2 protein-coding genes are annotated in these 1,568 nt (G+C 62.6%); both read left to right on the top strand.

Translation table 11 applies throughout. The annotated features are described in order from the left end of the window. Positions 1-40: 40 nt before the first annotated feature. Entirely contained in the window at positions 41-757 is a 717-nt protein-coding gene (locus EN939_RS33550) for a helix-turn-helix domain-containing protein (RefSeq protein ID WP_127270283.1), read from the top strand. Positions 758-907: 150 nt separating this feature from the next. Beyond that, the gene (locus tag EN939_RS33540; protein WP_127270285.1) at positions 908-1,279 is read left to right on the top strand and encodes an endonuclease domain-containing protein; all 372 of its coding nucleotides are present in this window, start codon (positions 908-910) and stop codon (positions 1,277-1,279) included. The last annotated feature ends 289 nt before the right edge of the window (positions 1,280-1,568 follow it).

The following is a 1,568-nucleotide window of genomic DNA, read 5'->3' as shown; positions in this document are numbered from 1 at the left end:
CACCTAGAGTGAAATAAATCCCAGGAGTGCCGGGGGCGACATGGCGAAGAAGGTTTCCGATCCCAAGGCTGGTCTTGCCGGTGCGACGGCCAAGCCGCTGCCAAAGGTCTCGGCCGACGGCAAGACCATCCGCGCGCCGCTGACGCAGAACCCGCATGCCATTCGCGACACGCGCGAAAAAGTGCTGGAGGTGGCGATCGGCCGCGAGGTGCGGGCCTTCCGCAAGAAGCTCGGCATCACCGTGGCTGATCTCGCGGTCGCCACCGACATTTCGCTCGGCATGCTGTCGAAGATCGAGAATGGTATCACCTCGCCGTCGCTGACCACCTTGCAGGCACTGTCGCGGGCGCTCGGCGTTCCGGTCACCGCCTTCTTCCGCCGCTTCGAGGAAGAGCGCAGCGCCGTCTTCGTCAAGGCCGGCCAAGGTCTCGATGTCGAGCGCCGCGGCACCCGCGCCGGCCACCAGTATAACCTGCTCGGACATATCGGTTCCAACACCAGCGGCGTCGTCGTCGAACCCTATCTGATCACGCTGACCGAGGATTCCGATGTGTTCCCGACCTTCCAGCATGAGGGCATGGAGTTCCTCTACATGCTCGAAGGCGAGGTCGTTTACCGGCACGGCAGCAACCTCTACCCGATGAAGCCCGGCGACAGCCTGTTCTTCGACGCCGACGCGCCGCACGGGCCGGAGCAACTGACGAAACTGCCGATGCGCTATCTGTCGATTATTTGCTATCCGCAGAGCGCGGGTTAAGCGGGACTCGATCTCCCCTTGGTCTCTCGTGAGGAGATCGGCTTCGCGACGGCTCCTCTTTTGCACTGGTGATTGGCGAAAGCTGAAGTGACATTCGATCTCCCCCCTGGAGGGGGAGATGTCCGGCAGGACAGAGGGGGGCGAACCGCGATGACGCACAATCTGGTATCCGCCAACAGCCGCCGCAATGCGCGCACGATGCGCAAGGTGATGACCGATGCCGAACTCAAGCTTTGGAATGAGATCAGGGCACACAGGCTGATGGGACTGGGGTTTCGGCGCCAGATGCCTATCGCCGGCCATATCGTCGATTTTGCATGCCCGGACAAAAAGCTGATCGTCGAGCTTGATGGTTCCCAGCATGGCCGGGCCGAAACGTCGGAATCGGACGCTGCAAGAACCGCCAAATTCGAAGCGCTGGGCTGGACGGTCCTGCGCTTCTGGAACGACGATGTCATTCGCGATATCGACAATGTCTGCCAGCATGTCATGATTGTGGCTGGGCTGGGCGACGCGTCGTAAGCGCGGAGGTGGAGATTGGGCAAGGCAGGCGCTCCACGGCGCCCCCCTCTGCCCTGCCGGGCATCTCCCCCTCTTGGGGGGAGATTGGCTGCTTTGGGGGCAGCGCCAACATCAGCTATTCAATCCGGCCCAAACCCTGGGCTCGTCGCGCTCCCATCGTCCAGCTTCGACAGCCACTCGACCAACGCCGGGCGATAGCGTGTCAGGCCCTTGTAGTTGGCGAGTTCGTCAGGCAGGTCGCGGATGACGCGGTGCAGGCGCCGGGCCCATTTTGGCTGCGTCACCAGTT

The sequence above is a fragment of the Mesorhizobium sp. M7A.F.Ca.CA.002.05.1.1 genome (assembly GCF_003998335.1).
Lineage (GTDB): Bacteria > Pseudomonadota > Alphaproteobacteria > Rhizobiales > Rhizobiaceae > Mesorhizobium.
Note: the sequence above shows the minus strand (reverse complement) of the source record. Positions and strands in the feature narration are given on the sequence as shown.

Excerpts from the sequence above, each read along its gene's own strand:
- EN939_RS33550 (WP_127270283.1), top strand. The coding sequence starts at position 41 with ATGGCGAAGAAGGTTTCCGATCCCAAGGCTGGTCTTGCCGGTGCGACG.
- EN939_RS33540 (WP_127270285.1), top strand. The coding sequence starts at position 908 with ATGACGCACAATCTGGTATCCGCCAACAGCCGCCGCAATGCGCGCACG.